This is a genomic window from Frankia sp. CcMO1, assembly GCF_977945845.1.
The window spans coordinates 1-15,136 of record NZ_CDWTMG010000107.1; the positions used below are offsets into that span (position 1 = coordinate 1).

At 72.1% G+C, this 15,136-nt stretch carries 17 protein-coding genes and 1 pseudogene; 14 read left to right on the top strand and 4 right to left on the bottom strand.

The annotated features are described in order from the left end of the window. Positions 1–3 precede the first annotated feature (3 nt). From AC08OU_RS14000 to AC08OU_RS14045, 10 genes are all read left to right on the top strand, one after another. On the top strand, positions 4–1,677 hold the full coding sequence (locus AC08OU_RS14000) for a Gfo/Idh/MocA family protein (protein ID WP_476600311.1): 1,674 nt from the start codon (positions 4–6) through the stop codon (positions 1,675–1,677). A 127-nt stretch (positions 1,678–1,804) separates the two neighbouring features. Then, positions 1,805–2,128, top strand: a complete 324-nt coding sequence (locus AC08OU_RS14005; protein ID WP_476600306.1) for an Rv2175c family DNA-binding protein — start codon at positions 1,805–1,807, stop codon at positions 2,126–2,128. A gap of 65 nt (positions 2,129–2,193) precedes the next feature. Beyond that, positions 2,194–2,463 (top strand): sulfur carrier protein ThiS, encoded by a 270-nt coding sequence (thiS, locus tag AC08OU_RS14010; RefSeq protein WP_476600304.1) that lies wholly within the window; start codon positions 2,194–2,196, stop codon positions 2,461–2,463. After that, positions 2,444–3,157 carry a thiamine phosphate synthase gene (locus AC08OU_RS14015; RefSeq protein ID WP_476600302.1) on the top strand — a complete coding sequence of 238 codons (714 nt, stop codon included), beginning with the start codon at positions 2,444–2,446 and terminating at the stop codon, positions 3,155–3,157. The genes thiS and AC08OU_RS14015 overlap by 20 nt, the downstream gene beginning before the upstream one ends. 52 nt (positions 3,158–3,209) lie before the next feature. Further along, entirely contained in the window at positions 3,210–3,590 is a 381-nt protein-coding gene (locus AC08OU_RS14020; protein ID WP_462203265.1) for a lycopene cyclase domain-containing protein, read from the top strand. Then, positions 3,587–4,033 carry a lycopene cyclase domain-containing protein gene (locus AC08OU_RS14025; RefSeq protein ID WP_476600300.1) on the top strand — a complete coding sequence of 149 codons (447 nt, stop codon included), beginning with the start codon at positions 3,587–3,589 and terminating at the stop codon, positions 4,031–4,033. Before AC08OU_RS14020 ends, AC08OU_RS14025 begins: the two co-directional genes overlap by 4 nt. A gap of 163 nt (positions 4,034–4,196) precedes the next feature. Then, the gene (locus AC08OU_RS14030; RefSeq protein ID WP_476605078.1) at positions 4,197–4,712 is read left to right on the top strand and encodes a hypothetical protein; all 516 of its coding nucleotides are present in this window, start codon (positions 4,197–4,199) and stop codon (positions 4,710–4,712) included. Then, on the top strand, positions 4,709–5,221 hold the full coding sequence (locus tag AC08OU_RS14035) for a hypothetical protein (RefSeq protein WP_476600296.1): 513 nt from the start codon (positions 4,709–4,711) through the stop codon (positions 5,219–5,221). Before AC08OU_RS14030 ends, AC08OU_RS14035 begins: the two co-directional genes overlap by 4 nt. 277 nt (positions 5,222–5,498) lie before the next feature. Further along, positions 5,499–6,602, top strand: a complete 1,104-nt coding sequence (locus AC08OU_RS14040; RefSeq protein ID WP_476600294.1) for an MBL fold metallo-hydrolase — start codon at positions 5,499–5,501, stop codon at positions 6,600–6,602. Positions 6,603–6,650: 48 nt separating this feature from the next. Continuing rightward, complete coding sequence (locus tag AC08OU_RS14045) at positions 6,651–7,232, top strand: TerD family protein (RefSeq protein WP_476600292.1); 582 nt, start codon at positions 6,651–6,653, stop codon at positions 7,230–7,232. Between the two features lie 48 nt (positions 7,233–7,280). Here the strand turns inward: AC08OU_RS14045 and AC08OU_RS14050 are convergent, their stop codons facing one another. Beyond that, positions 7,281–7,598 carry a type II toxin-antitoxin system RelE family toxin gene (locus AC08OU_RS14050; protein WP_462187969.1) on the bottom strand — a complete coding sequence of 106 codons (318 nt, stop codon included), beginning with the start codon at positions 7,596–7,598 and terminating at the stop codon, positions 7,281–7,283. A gap of 191 nt (positions 7,599–7,789) precedes the next feature. Between AC08OU_RS14050 and AC08OU_RS14055 the strand changes: the two genes are divergently transcribed. Continuing rightward, the gene (locus AC08OU_RS14055) at positions 7,790–8,221 is read left to right on the top strand and encodes a CoA-binding protein (protein WP_462187970.1); all 432 of its coding nucleotides are present in this window, start codon (positions 7,790–7,792) and stop codon (positions 8,219–8,221) included. Here AC08OU_RS14055 and AC08OU_RS14060 read toward each other — a convergent pair. Together AC08OU_RS14060 and AC08OU_RS14065 are read right to left on the bottom strand one after the other, a co-directional pair. Continuing rightward, positions 8,172–9,858 (bottom strand): annotated as a pseudogene (locus AC08OU_RS14060) (hypothetical protein). The gene AC08OU_RS14055 and the pseudogene AC08OU_RS14060 sit on opposite strands and share 50 nt — an antisense overlap. 6 nt (positions 9,859–9,864) lie before the next feature. Further along, on the bottom strand, positions 9,865–11,286 hold the full coding sequence (locus AC08OU_RS14065; RefSeq protein WP_476600310.1) for a glycosyltransferase family 2 protein: 1,422 nt from the start codon (positions 11,284–11,286) through the stop codon (positions 9,865–9,867). A gap of 448 nt (positions 11,287–11,734) precedes the next feature. On the opposite strand from AC08OU_RS14065, the gene AC08OU_RS14070 reads away from it, so the two are divergent. The 3 genes from AC08OU_RS14070 (at position 11,735) to AC08OU_RS14080 (ending at position 13,801) form a co-directional block, all read left to right on the top strand. Beyond that, positions 11,735–12,073 carry a DUF5999 family protein gene (locus AC08OU_RS14070; RefSeq protein ID WP_476605079.1) on the top strand — a complete coding sequence of 113 codons (339 nt, stop codon included), beginning with the start codon at positions 11,735–11,737 and terminating at the stop codon, positions 12,071–12,073. A gap of 216 nt (positions 12,074–12,289) precedes the next feature. Further along, a complete protein-coding gene (locus AC08OU_RS14075; RefSeq protein ID WP_476605080.1) occupies positions 12,290–13,210 on the top strand; it encodes a phosphatase PAP2 family protein in 921 nt (306 codons plus the stop codon). 87 nt (positions 13,211–13,297) lie between these two features. Next, positions 13,298–13,801, top strand: a complete 504-nt coding sequence (locus AC08OU_RS14080; protein WP_476600285.1) for a diacylglycerol/lipid kinase family protein — start codon at positions 13,298–13,300, stop codon at positions 13,799–13,801. A gap of 57 nt (positions 13,802–13,858) precedes the next feature. Here the strand turns inward: AC08OU_RS14080 and AC08OU_RS14085 are convergent, their stop codons facing one another. Further along, positions 13,859–14,695, bottom strand: coding sequence for a hypothetical protein (locus tag AC08OU_RS14085; RefSeq protein WP_476600308.1), 837 nt, complete (start codon positions 14,693–14,695; stop codon positions 13,859–13,861). Positions 14,696–15,136 lie beyond the last annotated feature (441 nt).

Consider the following 15,136-nt stretch of genomic DNA (forward strand, 5'->3'; position numbering starts at 1 on the left):
GACCTGCCTCGCATTCACCTGGTGTCGAACCTGGCCGGTGTGAACGCGCTCGGCGACCATTTGCGGGCAGCGGGTCTCGGCCCGACCTCGGCACGGTCGGCCGACGCGCTTCTCGTGCTCATCGACCGTCCGCTCGACCACGTCGAGCAGGAGTTGCTGGACCGGGCCCGGCAGACCGTCCCGGTCCTGCTCGCCGGGCCGACCATGCGGGCGCTGCCGCCGGGAAGTCCGCTCATCGAGGCGTCCGGTCTCATCCCGGGGCGGACCACCGCGCCCTACGGCCTGCGGTTGACCGTCGGGCCGCAGGGCGGCGCGGTCATGGCCCGGTCCGCGGACTTCCGCCCCCGGGAGAGCTGGATCATCCCCGACAAGATTGCCGACGACGTGGAGCGGCTGCTCCTGGTCCGGCACGAGATGGGCGAGCATCCCGTCTGCACCTGGCGGCCCTCCACGGGCCTCGGCATATTCACCCTGGGTACCGGTCCCGCCGTGCTCGCCGATCCCGCCTACCACCGGCTTGTGGGACGTTGGCTGCGGCACTGCCTCGGCGTGCTCGACGCCGCGCCGGCCAGGGTCGGGCTGCTGGGCACCCCGGACACCACCGGGACGCACCACTCGGCGGTGGACGCGACCGAGGGCCTGGAACTCGCCGCCCTCTGTGACGGCGGTGCCGGCCGGCTCCCGGCGCACGCGGCGGGTCGCCCGCCGCGCCGCGTTGACGACCCGGACGACCTGGTCAACGATCCCGATCTCGGGGTCGTCATCGTGGCCACACCGACCCACACCCGGCTCGAATGGGCCGGTCGTGCGCTGGAGGCCGGCAAACACGTCGTCGTGCACGCCCCGCTCTGCCTGTCGACCCCGGACGCCGACCAGCTTGCGGAGCTCGCGGAGGCCCGGTCCCTGGTGCTCGCGGTGTATCCGGAGGGTCGGGACGACCCGGGCTACCGGGCGGTCCGCGCCGTCGTGCACCGCGGCGCCGTCGGCGAGCCGCTGCGGCTGGACGCCCACCGGGGCGGGTTCCGCCGGCCGGCCGGCACCTGGCACGACGACGAGCGGATCAGTGGTGGGCAGCTCCATGACCGGGGCAGCGCCTGCGTCGACCAGATCCTCGCCCTCGTCGACGAGCCCGTCGAATGGGTCAGTGCGTCCACCGTCAAGCGGGTCTGGCACCACGTCAGCAACGCTGACCACAGCCGGCTGCTGCTGCGTTTCGCGAGCGGGGCCGAGGCGCAGGTCACGGTCTCCGATCTGACGGTGGCCCGGCGCCCGCGGTTCGAGGTGCTCGGGTCCACCGGATCGCTGATCTTGGACGGCGGGGCTTCCCGGGACGGCGGGGCTTTCCGGGACGGCGGGGCTTTCCGGGACGGGGAGGGGAAGCTGGTGCCGCGGTTGGGACGGCACGCCGGTCGCCGGTCCGAGGCCGAGATGCTCGAGGCGGGGGTGCTCGAGGCGGAGGCCGGGTCGCTCATGCTGATCACTCATGACGGGGTGCGCAGCCACATCCCGCTGGCACCCACCTCGGGCAGTATGTTTCACCGGGACTTGGCGGACTGTCTCGTCTCGGGCTGGCCGCTGTCCGGCTACGGCGTGGAGACCGCCCGTCCGGTGGTCGCGGTGCTGGAGGCGGCGGTGCGCTCGGCGGCCGCGGGCGGCGCCCAGGTGGCTCCGCTCTGACCCGTTCCGGCCGGACTGTCCCGGCCGGGAACTGCCTGGTCATCCGGTCGCCGAGGGGCGCGGCCAACGTCCGCGGCCGCGCCGGCACCGTACGACGCCATCGAGACTTGGGTGTTTACTCTTGACCATGGACTGGCTGACCCTGCCTGACGTCGCCGATCAGCTGCAGGTTCCCGTGACCCGTGTCCGGCAGATGGTGCGCGACCGGACGCTGCTGGCCCAGCGGGAGGGGGGCGTCCTGCGGGTGCCTGCCGATTTCATCCGGGACGGCGCCGTCGTCAAGGGGCTGCCCGGATTGCTCACGGTGCTGGCCGACGCGGGGTTCACCGATGAGGAGGCGCTCGACTGGATCTTCCGGGAGGATCCGAGCCTGCCGGGCACCCCCATGCAGGCACTCATCGAGAACCGTGGCAAGGAGGTCAAACGGCGGGCCCAGGCGTCGGCCTTCTAGCCCCGGCCCGGTCCCGGCCGTACCCACCGCCCGCACGGCGGGCGCTGCTCCCGTAGGGTCGAAAAATGGTCGATCGTCCGCTGCACTCGCACTCGCACTCGCACCCGCGTGCGCACCTGGAGCCGCTCGCCCGGGCGCGGGTCGTCGTCAATGGTGCGCCGCGGGGCATCCCGAGTGGCCAGCCGCTGCCCGACCTGCTCGCCGAGCTGGGCCTGCCGTCCGGTTCGGTGGTGGTCGAGCACAATGGCGTGGCGCTGACGCCGTCCGAGATGCCCGCCGTCCGGCTCGCCGACGGCGACATCCTGGAGATCGTGCGTGCTGTCGCCGGAGGTTGAGGGATCGTCGCCGCGCGCCGGTGGGCCGGCCCGGGCGGACCGGTTGCGGCGGCTGGCCGACGCCCGCCTGTACCTGTGCACGCCGCGTCGGGCCGAGTTCGACGCCTTCCTGAGCGCCGTGGTCGGCACGCCCGAGGCCCCCGGGGTCGATCTGATCCAGCTCCGGGAGAAGGGGCTCGAATGGGACGAGGAGCTCGGCGGGCTGCGGCGGGTGCAGGCCGCCGCTGGCGCCAGGGGAGTGCTGGTCAGCGCGAATGACCGTGCCGACCTCGCCGCCTTCGCCGGGGTCGACATCCTGCACGCCGGTCAGGGCGATATCCCGCCGCGGTTCGCCCGGCGCCTGGTGGGCCCGGACGTGCTGATCGGACAGTCGACGCACGATCTCGACCAGTTCCTCGCGGCGCTCGCCGACCCCGACGTCGACTACGTGTGCGTGGGGCCGGTGCACGCCACGCCCACCAAGGAGGGCCGGCCGCCGGTCGGCCTGGGCCTGCCCCGGCTGGCCGCGCGGCACGCTCCTCCGTTCGTCCCGGGCGTGAAGCCGTGGTTCGTCACCGGCGGCGTCGGTCCGGATACCCTGGATGAGATCCTCGCGACGGGAGCGCGCCGCGTGGTGGTCGTGCGGGGCCTCACCGGGGCCGAGGATCCGGCCGCGAGCGCCGTTGCCCTCGCTCGGCGTCTGCGCGCTGTCTGAGAGCCGTCTGAGAGTTGTCGATGCGCCGTCCGAGCCTCCGCCCCAGCCACCGATGCGCCATCTGAGCTACCTCGCGGTCCTGGCGGGATGCCTGCTCGGAACGGCGCCGCTCGAGGTGTTTCTGGGCACCCGGGTGTACGCCCGGCCGGTTCGGCTGCTGCTGACCCTCGCCCCCGTCATCGTGATCTTCGTTGCCTGGGACCTGTTCGCCGTCTCCGCGGGGCACTGGAGCTTCGACCGGCGCCGCATCACCGGGGTCCTGCTTCCGGGGAGCCTTCCCCTGGAGGAGCTGCTGTTCTTCGTCGTGGTGCCGATGTGCGCGATCCTGACGCTGGAGGCCGTGCGCGCGGTGCGGGGCTGGGACGTCGGCGACGAGCCCGCCCATCCGAGCGCGACGCGTTCCGGTGGGACTCCCGATGGTGATCGGCCGTGAGCTACACGGCCCTAGCGGTCGTCGGGGTCGCGCTGGCGATCGCGATGGACCTGTGGGTCCTGCGGACCCGGCTGCTGACCCGGCGGGTTTTCTGGACTTCCTACGCGATCATCGCATTGTTCCAGTTGATCTCCAACGGGATCCTCACCGGGTTCGGCGTCGTCGTCTACGACCCCCGCCGGATCCTCGGCCCGCGGATCGCACACGCTCCGGTCGAGGATCTGCTGTTCGGCTTCGCGCTGGTGACCCAGACGTTGGCATGGTGGGTCTGGTGGGGGCGCCGGCTGCGGGGCGGGCCGCCCGGCCGGCTCCGCAGCCGGCGGACCGGGGAGAGCCGGGAGGCCGGCGACAACGGGAGTAACGGCGACAACGGGGGTAACGGGGAGAATCGGGGCATCCCGCCTCGGCCCGAGGGTCGAGAGAGATCTCAGCGTACTTCGTGACGGAAACGAGCGAATTGGTCCCCTAGCGAGAATCCGTCGGCTTAATCTCGTCATGATGACGCATGATGGTGCGGGGGGCCCGGGATCGCCGGGACGTCACCGTTCTCCCTGGGGGCGTTCAGGCCGGATCCTGCCGATCCGGTGGGGACGCATCATTGCTGTAGTGGTTGCGTTGGTCGTCATCGTTGCGGGTCTGGTGGTTGTGCGTGGGCGGATGGCCGGCGACCATCGTGCGGGTTCCTCCGGAGGCAGGCCGGGTGCGCCGGTCGCACCGCCGGCACCCGTGCCCGGTGACGAGGACGGGCCGGCGGACGTGACGGCGGCAGCCCCGGTCACTGCTCGGCCGGGTGCCGGTCCAGCCCTTCCCACCGCGCCCGTGGCCTCCCCGAGTGCCGGCCTCGGGTCGGTTCCGCCGCGGGTCGCCCCGACCGCCGCGAGACCGCGGACCGGACCGCCGCCTGGGTCACCGGCCGTCCCGGTCGCTCCGCGGCCCTCCGGCCCGGCCCTCGGCCTGAGCTCGACCAGGGCCGACCTGGGTGACGTCGACTCCGTCTGGCGGCTTGACCTGCGTGGCGAGGGCACGGCGCCGGTCGACGTCATGATCGGCGCCAGCCCGTCCTGGCTCATCGTGATGCCCGGCCGGTCGCGGATCGATCCGGGGCCGTCGTCCCCCTGGTGATCACTCTTGACCGGGCGGCGGCACCGTCCGGACCGATCGACGTGACCGTTCCGATCAGGCCCCGCGAGGGGGGCGGCGGGGGCGACGTGCGGGTCACCGCCAGGGTCGACGGCTCGCCACAGGTGGTATCGATGGTTGCGGCGCCGACGACGCTGTACCCGTCCGGCTGCGCGCCGGCCGCCAGGTCGACCGCCTCCCCGGCGACCGCGTCCCCGGCAGCGGTGTCCCCGGCAGCGGTGTCCCCGGCAGCGGTGTCCACGGTGACGGTGTCCGTCGTCGACGCGACCGGCATCTTCGCCGTGGAGCTCGTGGTGAGCCTCCCCGACGGAGGCAGGGCGAGTGTGTCGCTGGTCCTTGACCGGGCGACGGGTAACCGGTCGACGTGGTCCGGCCCGGTGGGCCCGGCCCGTGTGGCCGGGGCGATCACCTACACGGCTACGGTGACCGATCTCGACGGGCGGCGTTCCCGGGCACCGGGATCCCTCACCGTTCTGCCCTGCCCCTCCTGATCGGCGCGGTGGTGGCAGCGGTGGCGGTGGGAAAGTATGGTGCCGCCCGGTTCGGGGGGTACCGGACGGCACGGTATAGCACGACAGATTGGCCAGGACGCGCCAAGGTTTCGTCGGGTGGTGAAGGTATCACCGCGACGACCATTCGTCGCGGATGGGGAACGATCAGGGGCGCGGCATCATCCAAAGACGGGTGGCGCAGGCCCAGAGACGGGTGTTGCAGGCCCGGGGCGCCGCGGTACGCGATGCACGCGCCGCCGGGCGCCGGAGAAAACGGGTGGGTGAGGTCGTGGACGCTGCTCTCGGGGATGTCGGTGTGCCGCGTCAGACCGGGCCGCAGCCGGCCGTGAAGCCGGCCGTGGAGCGGGCCGGCCGGGACGGTGCCGCGCGGTGGCGTCGACCCCCGCCGCCGGTCGAGCAGGTGCGTCCGGGATTGTGGAGTATCCCCGTCCCGCTGCCCTGGGCCAAACCGGCGCACGTGTTCGTGTACGTCTTCGAGACTTCCACGGGCCCGTTCCTGATGGACGCCGGCTGGGACTTCGACGAGGCGTTCGACGCGTTGCAGGCCGGACTGGCGATGATCAGGATGTCGGTGGCCGACGTGCAGGGCGTCGTGGTGACCCATGCGCACCTGGACCACTACGGCCTGGCGCCCCGGATCCGGGAGGCATCCGGGGCGTGGGTCTCGTTGCATCCCCTGGACGAGGCGATGCTCCGGCACTTCGAACATGGTTACGCTGACCGGATCTCCGAGCTGATGACCCGGGCTGGGGCGCCCGCCGAGATGACCGAGCGCCTGCTGGCGGGCTACCAGCAGCCGGCCCGGGGCCTGCCGCGACCCGACATCCTCATCGAGGACGGCGACCGGCCGGACATCCCGGGCTGGGATCTCACCGCACTGTGGACACCGGGCCATTCGCCGGGACACCTCTGCTTCTGGGAGCCGACCAACCGGCTGCTGTTCTCCGGGGACCACGTCCTGCCCTCGACGGCGGTCGGGGTACCCGCGCCGGAGGAGGCTGCTCCTGATCCGCTGGGCGACTACCTGCGCTCGCTGGCCCGGCTGCGGGGCCTGCCGGCCGAGGAGGTGCTGCCGGCGCACGAGCACCGGTTCACCGGGCTGGAGCGCCGGCTCGCGGAGCTCGACGCGCATCACGCCGGCCGGCTGTCCGAGGTCGTCGAGGGACTGCGCGCGGGTGCCTCGCGGGTCTGGGACGTCGCCGGGTACGTGACCTGGCATCGGCCGTTCCGGAACCTGCGGGGGGTGGCGCTGCAGAACGCCGTGATGGACACGACGTCGTATCTCGCGACGCTGGAGGCAACCGGCGCGGCGCGTTCCGAGCCGGGAACACCAGACCGGTGGCGCCTGATCGAGCCGTAGGGCCCGCCGGTCGGCAGGGCGGGGACCAATTGGTATTAGGGTGAGGATATGACCTCCGTGTCGCTGTCCAAGGGCGGCAATGTCTCGCTGAGCAAGGTCGTCCCCAACCTCACTGCGGTGACGGTGGGCCTGGGGTGGCAGGTGCGGCAGACCACCGGTGCCGCCTACGACCTCGACGCCAGCGCGATCATTGTGAATGACGCCGGCCGGGTCCTTTCCGACGGCTATTTCGTGTTCTTCAACAATCTGGTGAGTCCGGACGGTGCGGTGAAGCACCTGGGTGACAACCTGGTCGGTGGCGGCGGCGGTGACGACGAGCAGATCAACGTCGACCTGCGGACGCTGACCCCGCAGGCGGCGAAGGTCGTGTTCACCGTGTCCATCTACGATGCCGACTCGCGTCGGCAGGCCTTCGGCCAGATCCGTAACGCGTTCATCCGGGTGACGGACGCGACGAACGGCGCGGAGGTGGCCCGTTATGACCTCACCGAGGATGCCTCCACGGAGACGGCGATGATCTTCGGCGAGCTGTACCGCTACGGTGGGGAGTGGAAGTTCCGCGCCGTCGGCCAGGGATACGCCTCCGGGTTGCGCGGGATCGCCCTGGACTTCGGCGTCAACGTTACCTGACTGACCGTACGAGTCTCGTGACCGCTGACCGCCTCCGCTCCCACAGGTTCAGACGCGGCGCCATCCGGTGGCGGGGCGGGCGTTGCCGATCGTCGGCACGACCCGGGAGCGGGCTCCTCGCGGCGCGACGACCATGACGCGCACAGAACAGGTGTTGGCGTCGATCCGGTAGAGGATCCGCCAGGTCCGCCCGCTGGCCTCGTGCATGCCGACCTGCTCGCCGGGGATCGGAGTGCCGGCCTTGCGCGGATCGTCGCGCAGGGCACCGTCGAGGAACCGGCGGACCTCGCCGCGGGTGAGCTCGGCCAGCTTCGACAGGTCCCGCTCGGCCGAGGCGGACAGCGTCACCTCGTGCTTGTCACTCACCGCCGGCTCCCGTCCCGCCGGCCAGCCGTCCTCCGGCGGCCGGAAGCGGGGAAAGCTCCACGTTCTCCACGTGAAGATCCTATGCGCCCGCCTCCACCGGGGCTCGCGCTTCTCGCCCCCATGCGGGGAAACGGTAGCCATCATTGCCGGGAGCCGAGAAGCCCTTCCGCGGTCCGGATGAACCGGGTGGCATGGGCGGTTATGCAGGTATGCGCTTCGGAGACGACGACACCATTCGCCGCATGCTCACCGATACCGAGGTCTGGGCGGTGGTGGGGCTGTCCAACGACACCCGCCGGACCGCCTACAGCATTGCGGACTACCTGCGACGGCACGGCAAGCGTGTCGTACCTGTGCACCCCTCGGCACCTACGGTCGCGGGGGAGCAGGGATACGCGACGTTGAGCGAGATCCCGTTCCCCGTCGACGTCGTCGACCTGTTTGTCCGGTCGGAGTTCGCCGGCCCGGTCGTCGACGAGGCAGTGAAGATCGGCGCGAAGGGTGTCTGGCTCCAGCTCGGTGTGCGGGACGAGGCTGCCGCGGCGCGTGCGGGCGAGGCCGGGCTGGACGTCGTCATGGACACCTGCCCGGCGATCGAGGCACCCCGGTTGGGGCTCGACTGAGCAGTACGAAGCGGCGGGTCGCGAGCGCGGCGGCAGGCGGGAAGAGCACGAGGACGGGGAGCAGGTAGCGGTAGTCGAAGCACACCGTCGCGGCCGGGACGATGAGCGTGGCGGCCCCGGCCGCCACGAGGAGGGCCATGTCCGCCCGCAGCCGTCGATCTTCGGCGGCCCGGTCCCGCAGACCTCCCCGGCGCCGGGTGCTGTGGTTCCCCGGCGACGCACGGCGGTCCCGGTCCGGGGTTATGATCGCGGCGATGGTGACGATCATCATCGCGGCCAGGGCCGGACCGGGCGTGAAGACGAGACGCTGGTAGCTCCGCAGGAAACCGGCGGACGGCTCGCGGATGACGCGGGTGGGCGCGTCCCCGTGGAAGCCGAGCAGTGGCTCGTTGTTGTGCAGGTAGCGCGGTTCGTCACCGGTCGGGAACCGCCAGGTCGTGTCCGGCCAGTCGCGGTGCCCGACCGGTCGGCCCGGGGCGAAGTAGTGCGCGATCTCCCCGCCGACCATCCGGGCGTAGTCACCGAACTGATACCGGATGACCTGGCGGGTGAAGTCGTGCAGCAGCGCGTCCCGCTTGTCGTCGGGCATGTCGAGCCGCCAGTGCGGGCTGTTGCCGTTCCAGACGTAGTAGCTGGGATCGGGCCGCCCCGTCACCGGATGCGGGGAGCACAGGACGAGCTGGCGTGTGCTCAGGTGCAGGCGATCACATTCGGCGATCGGTGCCACCCGGCCGTACATCCACACCGCGTCCCCACCGGTGAGCGCGTATTTCCCGTGCGCGGTGTGGAACCAGCCCGCGTAGCCGACGAGTGGAACGGCGAGCATCACGGTGAAGGCGGCGGACCGGAGCCATCCGACGCGACGAAGAAGCAGGTAGCCCACCGCGAGCACACCCATGGCGACCCCGATGGTGCGGACCAGGCCCGCCCCGCCCAGTAACAGGCCGGCGAGCCCGCACGCCCACACCGACGGTCGTGCCGACCAGGTCAGGGCGATCATCGCGGCGACCAGCAGGATCGCGAACAGTGTCTCGGCCATCACGTAGTGCTCGAGGACAAGCTGGTAGGCGTCCAGCAGGACCGGCGCGGCGGCGATGGCCGCTACCGGGGCCGCCACTCGGCGGTGGACCAGCAGGACGTAGATCCCCACCCCGGGCGCCAGGCCCGCGACGTGCTGGACCACTGTCACCCACCACAGGTCGCCGGTGTGCGACAGCAGGCGCAGGAAGGCGGGGTAGCCGGCCGGCCGCATCGGGTCGGGCGCGTGCAGGGTGGAAAGTCGCAGGTAGGCATAGGAGTCGCCGTTGAACTCGAACGCCGGCCGGTAGGCGTGCCCGGTGACCACCCGCAGCGTCATCCCGGCGACCAGGAGAACCGCGAAGGGTAGATGCCGCGTGACCGGCCGGGCGGGTCGGGCCGGCTGGGCGGAGGCCGGACCCGATGCACGGCGCCGCGCGTTCGGGCCATAGAGCGGGCCGGGGTGCTCCCCGGACGGCACCCGGCCCGGGGCGGCGAGGTCATCCGCGGGGTCATCCCCGAGGACAGCGGGATTCGCGTAGGGAGACGGGCGCGGCGTCGCCGGGCAGCGGTGGAAAGCGGCGTCTGCCCAGGGCAGCCATTCTGCCCAGGACGGCCATGATGACTCAGAACCTGACGACCTCGGCCGGGTGTTCCGGCGCCTCGAAGAACGGGCCGAGACCGGGCGTGTCGGCCCGTGGGCCGCTCGTCCCGGCCCGGGTGGAGTCTGTCCCGACCCGGGTGGAGCCTGGGCCGGCACTCGCAACCGCGCCCGCGTCAGGGCCCGTGCCGGCACGAGTACCGCGGGCCGACGCCCGCTGATGCCCCCCGCTGGGCCCGGCGGGGGGCAGCCGCAGGAAGAAGGATCCGAAGGCGGTCTGCGCGCCCAGCACCATCAGTGTCATCGCGAGCAGTGCCGGGCGCATCTCGTTGAGCGGCCCGAGATGGTTGGCCAGCCAGCGGACGAGGACGACCACGTCCACGACGAATCCGACGATGAACAGGCCCGCGCCGAGCGCAAGCCCGCGTTCGAGGGTGAACAGGCGGTGGATGAGCGGCAGTGGCCAGCGGCGGCGCTCCTGCCAGCCGAGGGCGTGGTTGTGGACGTCGGCGCAGACCCCCAGCAGCACCAGTTGCCAGCCGAGCAGCGCCAGCAGCGCGAACAGGATCGAGAAGTGCAGGTCCAGCCGGTGGAAGCCGAGATTGAGCGAGCCGGGCAGCAGCGCCGCCTGGCCCGCGATCCCGAGCGCCAGCAGCACCAGGCCGGGCAGCACGAACAGGTGCCTCGGCGCCAGCAGCAGCATGAACCGCAGGTGCCGCCAACCGTCCCGCAGGGAGTGCAGCTTGGAGGCCCCGACCCGCGGATGGTAGGTGATCGGCACCTCCTCGATCCGCAGCTCGGCGCGGCCCGCGGCGATCACCAGTTCGGAGGCGAGCTCCATCCCCTCGCAGCGCAGCTGCATACGCAGGTACGCCTCTCGGCTGAAGGCCCGCATGCCCGAGTGCGCGTCGGAGGAACGGACGTCGAACAGCCGGTTCAGGATGCCGGTGAGTGCGGGGTTGCCGACGTAACGGTGCAGCCAGGGCATCGCTCCCGGCAGGATCTCCCCGGCGAAGCGCGACCCGAGCACGTAGTCGGCCCGCCCGGCGCGCAGCGGAGCGAGCAGGACGCCCAGATCTGAGAAGTCGTAGGAGTCGTCGGCGTCGCCCATCACGATCAGCCGGCCTCGGGCGGCGGCGAACCCGGCCAGGTAGGCGTTGCCGTAGCCGCGCCGGGTCTCGCGGACGACCCGGGCACCCGCGGCGGCGGCGACGTCCGCCGACCGGTCCGTGGACCCGTTGTCGACAACGACGACCTCGCCCGCGGCACCCGCGGTGGCCAGTCCCGCAAGGGCCTTGTGTACGCAGATGCCGACCGACTCCTGCTCGTTCAGACACGGCATGACGACCGACACCTCGACCGGCTTTCCGCCGGCACGCGGGCCGGAACCCCCGCCGGTGGGGAGGCCCCCGAAGGTATCGGTACCGACACTCGTGGCGCCGTCCATCGTCCGTACCCCCTTGTGGCCGGGCATGTCCGGGTCCGTGGCCGTTCACTGGTGCCTGTCCGTGGCCCTGCCGTGTCGATGCCCGGTCGCCGGGGGCAACGGGCGCCGTTCATGCAGGTGGGCGCATCAGCGGAACCGGCCCACGTCATTGTTGCGGTCAGGGTGGCGGAACCGCTCGGCCACCGCCCCGTAACCTACCGATCCGATGGTCCGGTCCTGTTACCGGCATCTCGCTGTAGGCACCCCGTGGTCCGCCCGGCTGGTTCCCGATGTGCCGTGTTTCGCATCCGCGCTGGTCACAGCCGTTGTCCACGCTGACTTGCGGGCCGGGGTCGCAGACATGTCGGCCCCTTCACCCGCGCCTCGGTGTGACGCTTCTTACGGAGAGGCGTAACGTCTGGTGCTCGTGCAAGCTGTTCGCGTTTCAGACCCGGCATCGGCGTCCCCGGTGCCCTCCGACGACCCGGAGCCATCCTCGCCCGAGCGGTCCTCCGATCCCCTGCCCGCCGGCGCCTCACGCGCAGCCGCACCCCGGCGACGTGGTTGCCCGCACTCCCCGCCCTGCCCCACGGCGGACAGTGTGGATCGTGACGCCGCCCGGGTGGCCAGCCAGCATTGGGACCAGGGCTGGATCCTGCTGTGTAACGGGGTGATCCTGTTCGAGGACACCGGCGAGATCCTGCCGACAGGTCGCACCGTCGAGCCACGACGGGCGCTGCCCCGGCCCGGGGGCGTGGCATGGCCGCCGGCTCCGAGATGGGCGAGCCAGGCCCCGGTCGCGGTCTGACAGGCGCGCTCTGACAGCCGCGGCCTGACAGCGAGCTCCTTCTGCTCGCTCCTCCCGCGGGGTTCGGGAGGATGTGAGGTTCATCCCAGTTGATCTGGGTGTCCCCGTTACGGGTACGGTGCCGGCGTGGGGTCAAGGCCGGTAACGAGGCCGGGAACCGGGACCGCTCTCCGCTGGCCCGCGGAGAGCCGGGTCGGTCGGCGCGCCCGGATCCTCATGCGCCGTGACATCGCGCTGGGCCGGACGTTCCTGCACGCCTTCACCAGGGCGGACCGGTCGCTGTTCGCGGCGCTGGCCGGCGGCAGACCGCTGCTCGACCCGGTGCTGCCGCGGCTGTCTCATGCCGCCGATCACGGTCTGCTCTGGTGGGGGGTGGCCGGGACGCTCGGTGCGACGAAGGGACGCCGTCGCCCGGCGGCCGCCCGTGGCCTGCTCGCCCTGGGAGTCGCGAGCGTCCTCGCCAACGGGCCGATGAAGGTGGTGTTCCGCCGGGACCGCCCACCGACTCACACGATTCCCCCGCTGCGGCGGCTTCGCGAGGATCTCACGACGTTCTCGTTCCCCTCCGGGCACGCGGCGTCGGCGGCCGCCTTCGCCACCGGAGTCGCGTTGGACGCGCCCGGCGCGGCAGTGCCGGTGGCCGCGCTCGCCGCCACGGTGGCGTTCTCCCGGGTGTACGTCGGGGTGCACTATCCCGGGGACGTGGCCGCCGGCGTGCTGCTGGGGATCGGGGCGGGCCTGCTGACGACGAAGGTGATGCCGCGTCGGCCGTGGGCCCCTGCCCGGGCCAGCCCCGCGTCGGCGTGGGCGCCCGCCCTGCCCGACGGCGACGGCCTCACGGTGGTGGTGAACGCCCGTTCCGGTCCGGGTAACCACACGGACCTGCTCGCCGTGCTGCGGGCCGACCTGCCCAGGGCCCGGGTCGTCGAGGTCGACGCGGGCGGCGACGTAAGAACCGCGCTGGTGTCCGTGGCGGCGCGGTCCCGTGTGCTGGGCGTCGCCGGTGGCGACGGCACCATCAACGCGGCCGCCCAGACCGCGCTGGCGCACGGCGTGCCGCTGGCGGTTTTCCCCGCGGGCACGCTCAACCACTTCGCCGCGGACGTCGGACTCGCCGAGGCGGGTGACTCGGTGTAGGCGATACGGGAGGGTTCGGCGGTCGCCGTCGGCATCGGCCGGGCCGAGGGCATCAGCGCGACGTTCAGTCGGTTCTCCCGTATCTTCGTGAACACCGCGAGCCTCGGCGGCTACCCGGACATGGTCGCCATCCGTGCACGGTTCGAGCGCCACATCGGCAAGTGGCCGGCGATGCTCATCGCGCTGAGCTGGGTGCTGCGCCACGAAGCGCCGTTCGAGGTCGAGATCGACTCCGAGTACCGCCGGGTCTGGCTGATCTTCGTCGGCAACGGGATCTACCAGCCCGGCGGGTTCGCCCCCACCTACCGCACCCGCCTTGACGAAGGGCTGCTGGACCTGCGGGTGGTCGACGCCGCGGCGCCGCTTGCCCGGCTCCGGCTGGTGGGGGCGGTGCTGACCGGCCGTCTCGGGCGCAGCCGGGTGTACGAACAACACACGGTCGAACGGGTCACGATCTCATCCCGTCAGCCCGGCCCGCTGCCGTTCGCCTGTGACGGCGAGGTCACGGAGGGGGTGGAACGCATCGTCATCACTCCGGGCGGAGCCCGACTGATCGTCTACCGGCCGTGGCGGCCCGACGCATCCGGCTGAGCCGGGCCGGTGGACCGACAGCCGGGCGGACCGACAGTCGGGCGGACCGCGGCGGCGTCAGCGACCGCGGCGGTGCTGCAACGGGATGAGCGTGTGCAGCGGGCTGGTCAGCCGGGTGAACTGGTCGGCGTCGAGGAGATCCTCGACGAGCAGCGCGCAGGCCAGGTCGGCGCACAGCTCCATGACCCGCCGGTCCTCGCTCGAATCGGTGCCCCGATGGCCGCGGCAGTACGGGCACAACCGCCAGAAGCCCTCGGCGGCGCTGCGCCGGACCAGGGTCCACACCCGGCGACGCCCGGTCACCACGGCGCTCGCGAAGGCGGCGTCCATCGCCATCTGGTGCGCGGAGTCGTCGCGGGTGAGCGCGGACACCAGCAGGCCGTCGAAGACCTCGAGGCTGTCTGGATCGTGGCAGCGCCCGGCGAGGACCGGGAGTGCCGCGAGAACCCGCTTCACGTCCGCCGCGGCCGGGCCGAGGTCGGGTTCGTGTGCGCGCGCGCGGGGGTAGACCGTACGCCACGGACGCATCAGCGCCGCATACTCCGCGCGGCCGAGGATGGGCCGGGCGTAGGAGGCGGCGACCGCGTCGCGCATCGCGCGCAGAGCCGTGGCGGCGATCGTCGGTTCGACGGTGACGTACTCCGCGCCGGTGAGGTCGTCGGCGTAGATCGCGCTCAACGCGTCGAAGGCGGCCAGCACCTCGACGATCAATGGCGAGTCGGGGGAGAGCGCCTTGTCCCGGGCTGCGGCGAGGTACCCCGAGTTACGCCAGGCGCCGGCGAGCGAGACGAGCTCCGTGTCGGTGGTGTGGACGAGTTGGGCGAGGATGCCGAGAATGCCGCGGAGGTTGGGATGTTCCTCCAGCCGCTCGATGCGACGGGCCCGCAGGATCATGCCGCCGTCCCGCCCGCGCGGCTCGCGCCGCCGCACTGGGACCGCCGTGGGTTCACCGCGCTCCCGCCCGTCCGCGGTACAGGTGATGCCGCCGCGGGTGCGGTGGTCGTCGCGACACCGTTCACCTCGTCCTCCTCGACCGTCGCAGCATGCGCCGCGCGGGCCTCGTCACGACCCGCAGCCGCGCGCCGGCCGGTCGGCTGGTCGTCGGCTGGCCGGCCGGCTCCTGATTGACCTGACAATTGAACTGACAGCGACCTGACAGATGCCTGACCGTACCGGACCGCGAAGTGGCCGTGCGGTGATCGGCAGGCGGGTTTTCGTTGCTCTCCGACACCGACGGGGGTCGGGAGTACGTGCCGGAGGCTTCGCCGCCGGCGGTTTCGCGGCTGGTAACGCCGCGTGACCAACCTTTGGACATCACCCTCGAGAGACTAGGGC

Bases quoted from the DNA above. Each gene is read 5' to 3' on its own strand.
- AC08OU_RS14065 (WP_476600310.1), bottom strand. From the start codon at position 11,286: ATGGACGGCGCCACGAGTGTCGGTACCGATACCTTCGGGGGCCTCCCC.
- AC08OU_RS14045 (WP_476600292.1), top strand. From the start codon at position 6,651: ATGACCTCCGTGTCGCTGTCCAAGGGCGGCAATGTCTCGCTGAGCAAG.
- AC08OU_RS14020 (WP_462203265.1), top strand. From the start codon at position 3,210: ATGCGCCATCTGAGCTACCTCGCGGTCCTGGCGGGATGCCTGCTCGGA.
- AC08OU_RS14055 (WP_462187970.1), top strand. From the start codon at position 7,790: ATGGGCGGTTATGCAGGTATGCGCTTCGGAGACGACGACACCATTCGC.
- AC08OU_RS14085 (WP_476600308.1), bottom strand. From the start codon at position 14,695: ATGATCCTGCGGGCCCGTCGCATCGAGCGGCTGGAGGAACATCCCAAC.
- AC08OU_RS14075 (WP_476605080.1), top strand. From the start codon at position 12,290: ATGCGCCGTGACATCGCGCTGGGCCGGACGTTCCTGCACGCCTTCACC.
- AC08OU_RS14005 (WP_476600306.1), top strand. From the start codon at position 1,805: ATGGACTGGCTGACCCTGCCTGACGTCGCCGATCAGCTGCAGGTTCCC.
- thiS (WP_476600304.1), top strand. From the start codon at position 2,194: ATGGTCGATCGTCCGCTGCACTCGCACTCGCACTCGCACCCGCGTGCG.